This window comes from Microbacterium xerophyticum (assembly GCF_053543555.1).
Genome location: NZ_JBLVOB010000005.1, coordinates 388,113 through 391,828, shown reverse-complemented (window position 1 = coordinate 391,828; position 3,716 = coordinate 388,113). Strand labels below are relative to the sequence as shown.

The 3,716-nt window shown below is 66.8% G+C and carries 3 protein-coding genes; 1 reads left to right on the top strand and 2 read right to left on the bottom strand.

The features are described 5' to 3' along the window. On the bottom strand, nucleotides 1–692 hold a 692-nt coding region (locus tag ACNPNP_RS06390), incomplete at its 3' end, for a LacI family DNA-binding transcriptional regulator (RefSeq protein WP_448965208.1). A 206-nt stretch (nucleotides 693–898) separates the two neighbouring features. Beyond that, nucleotides 899–1,357: a GNAT family N-acetyltransferase gene (locus tag ACNPNP_RS06385; protein ID WP_448965207.1), complete on the bottom strand. Its 459-nt coding sequence runs from the start codon at nucleotides 1,355–1,357 to the stop codon at nucleotides 899–901. A gap of 119 nt (nucleotides 1,358–1,476) precedes the next feature. Between ACNPNP_RS06385 and ACNPNP_RS06380 the strand changes: the two genes are divergently transcribed. Beyond that, nucleotides 1,477–3,693 (top strand): NADP-dependent isocitrate dehydrogenase, encoded by a 2,217-nt coding sequence (locus tag ACNPNP_RS06380; protein ID WP_448965206.1) that lies wholly within the window; start codon nucleotides 1,477–1,479, stop codon nucleotides 3,691–3,693. The last annotated feature ends 23 nt before the right edge of the window (nucleotides 3,694–3,716 follow it).

The following is a 3,716-nucleotide window of genomic DNA, read 5'->3' as shown; positions in this document are numbered from 1 at the left end:
GCGGCCCCCACGACCGCGGTGTCCGTGGCGGTCTCGCCGGTGGTGACCCAGTCGACCTCGATGCCGCGCTCGACGGCGCGTTCCTGCACGCCATGCAGAAGCCTGCGGGGGAAGTTGGACTTGCGATACGAGACCTCGGTCTGCCCGAGCAGGACGACGCGCCTGTGTCCGGCATCGGCGAGGCGGTCGACGGCGATGTGGCCGACAGCGGCGAAGTCGAGGTCGACGCAGATCAGGTCGTCGTGATCGTCGGGGACGCCGATGAAGATGGTGGGCGTCCGCATCGAACGAGCGATGGCCACGCGCTCGTCGTCAGGTGCGACGTCCAGCACGAGGATGGCGTCGACGAGCTTGCTCGCCGCCACCCGGTTCATTCCCTCAGAGGCCTGCTCGTCGGTCAGCAGGAGGATGTCGTAACCGCGACGGCGTGCCGCGACCGCCGCGGCCAGCACGAAGGCCATGTGGGTCGGTGCGTGCGTGTCGGCACGCAACGGCTCGGTGAGAGCGAAGATGTTGGTGCGGCGCCCTGCGAGCATCCTCGCGCCGGCCTCCGGCTGGTAGCCGAGGGCGGTGACGGCGTGCTCTATGCGCAGGCGCGTCTTCTCGGAGACGGGACGCTTACCGCTGAGAGCGTAGGACACGGTGCTGATCGACACTCCGGCGGCCTTGGCCACCTCGTGGATCGTCGACATGTGCACTCCATCGTCGCTGCGGGATCATCGAAGCGTTTCGACGGCGCTTCTTGAGAAATCGTAGACAACAGCGCTCGCGAGCGCAAGCCATTTGTGGCTTTTGCCAACAAATCGTGTCGACCGACAGGATCCTCGTCGCGCAGTCCGATGCCCGGAAGGCGACGAGGCCTCGGTGGGGGGGGGGATCCGAGGCCCCGCCGCCGGTCTCAAGGGGCGAGTCGGATCTCCGCGATGACCTCGGCGTACTCGGTCTCGCCCACTGGCGTGAAGCCGACGCGCTGGAAGAACGCCTCAGGCCCGTTGTCGCCGGACTCGTAGATCACGTTGACGTGATCCATTCCTCGCGCCCGTGCCTCATCGAGGAGGCTCTCCACGGCGAACCGTCCCACACCGCGGCCCTGGTCGTCAGCGTCGACGTTGATCCGCCAGAGCACGGAGCGGAAGTGCTCCTCCTCGGCTTCGGGATCAAAGCTGGCGCTCACGAACCCGACGACCTCGTTGCGATCGAGGATCACACGCTGCCACGAGGTCTGCGGATTGATCACCGTCGCCGCGATGCCGTACGAGACCGGGGCGAGGTACTGCTCCTGCCCTGGCTTGAGAGACAGATTGTTCACGGCGACGATCGTCGCAGCGGAGAGTTCGACCACGCGCAGTTCCGTCATACGCCCAGGGTAACCTCTCCGGGCGCGGTGTGCGCCCGAAAGATCACTGCGAAAGCCGCTCGGCCACTCCGGTATCTTGGTATCGAGACAGTTTTGACTCGTGAACGGAGAAACTCCCGGTGACCGACGACGCCATCATCTACACGTACACGGACGAGGCACCGGCTCTGGCCACCGCGTCGCTCCTCCCGATCGTCCAGGCCTTCGCAGGCAAGGCGGGGATCGAGATCGAGACCCGCGACATCTCGCTGGCAGGACGCATCCTCGCTGCGTTCCCGCAGAGGCTCAGCGCTGATCAGGAGGTGTCCGACGCGCTCGCCGAACTCGGCGGACTCGCGACGCTGCCCGAGGCGAACATCATCAAGCTGCCGAACATCTCGGCATCCATCCCGCAGCTCAAGGCCGCGATCGCAGAACTCCAGGCTCAGGGCTACGACATCCCGAGCTTCCCCGACGAGCCGTCCTCGCTCGAGGAGAAGGACGTCCGCGCGCGCTACGACCGCATCAAGGGATCCGCAGTGAACCCCGTGCTGCGCGAGGGCAACAGCGATCGCCGTGCACCCCTCGCGGTGAAGAACTACGCGAAGAAGCACCCCCACACGAACAAGCCCTTCGCTGAGGGGTCGAAGACCCGCGTCGCGACGATGACCGACAACGACTTCAAGCACAACGAGAAGTCCTGGGTCGCGGCTCACGACGATGTGCTCAGCATCCGCCACACCGCTGAGGACGGCACGGTCACCGTGCTCAAGGACGACCTCAAGGTGCTGCCGCGCGAGATCATCGATGCGACGTTCCTGTCGGCATCCGCTCTCGACGCCTTCCTCGCAGAGACGTTCGCGGCGGCCAAGGCCGATGACGTGCTCTACTCCGTGCACCTGAAGGCCACGATGATGAAGGTCTCCGACCCGATCATCTTCGGCCACGTCGTGAAGACGTTCTTCGCGGACGTCTTCGACCGCTTCGGCGACAAGCTCGCCGCCGCCGGCCTCAGCGCCAACGACGGGCTCGGCTCGATCCTGTCCGGACTCTCCGGGATCGAAGGCGGTCAGGAGATCGCCGACGAGTTCGCCCGTGCGCTCGAGGGCGGCCCGCGGCTGTCGTACGTCAACTCCGACAAGGGGATCACCAACCTGCACGTCCCTTCGGACGTCATCGTCGATGCCTCGATGCCGGCACTCGTCCGCAACGGCGGCAAGCTGTGGGGCGTCGACGGCGGCGAGGCCGACACTCTCGCCGTCATCCCCGACTCCTCGTACGCCGGCGTCTACCAGGCCGTGATCGATGACGTGGTCGCCAACGGACCGCTCAACCCGGCCACCATCGGCACCGTGCCGAACGTCGGCCTCATGGCGCAGGCCGCGGAGGAGTACGGCAGCCACGACAAGACGTTCGAGATCGCGGCCCCTGGCCTGGTCGAGGTCGTCGACAGCGAAGGCACGGTCCTCATCGAGCACACCGTCGGCGCCGGCGACATCTGGCGCGCGACCCAGACCAAGCACATCCCCGTGATCGACTGGGTGCGCCTGGCGGTCTCGCGTGCCCAAGCGACCGGCGACCCCGCCGTCTTCTGGCTGGACGTCAACCGGGCGCACGACGCGCAGCTGATCGCCAAGGTGCACCAGGCGCTGGCGACGCTCGACACCAAGGGCGCGCAGATCTCGATCCTCGCCCCGGAGGAGGCGACCCGCTACACGCTCGCACGCATGCGCCACGGTCTCGACACCATCTCGGTGTCCGGCAACGTGCTGCGCGACTACCTGACGGATCTCTTCCCGATCCTCGAGGTCGGAACAAGCGCGAAGATGCTCTCGATCGTCCCGCTGCTCGCCGGCGGTGGACTGTTCGAGACGGGTGCAGGCGGATCCGCGCCGAAGCACGTGCAGCAGCTCGTCGAGGAGAACTACCTGCGGTGGGATTCGCTGGGCGAGTTCTTCGCGCTCGCGGCGTCGTTCGAGCACTTCGCGCAGCGCAACGGCAACGACAAGGCGCGCGTGCTCGCCGAGACGCTGGATGCTGCCACCGGGACCTTCCTGGAAGAGGATCGTTCGCCTGGACGCAAGCTGGGCACGATCGACAACCGCGGCAGCCACTTCTACCTCGGCCTGTACTGGGCTCAGGAGCTCGCAGCGCAGACCGCGGACGCTGAGCTCGCTGCGGCGTTCGCGCCGATCGCCGCTGACCTCGCTGCCAAGGAGCAGGAGATCGTCGCAGAGCTCAACGGCGCTCAGGGCGGGGCGGCCGACATCGGCGGCTACTACCGCCCCGATGTCGAGAAGGTCACGAAGGTGATGCGCCCGTCCGAGACCCTGAACGGCGTCATCGACTCGATCTGACGTCGACATGAGGAAGGGGGGGG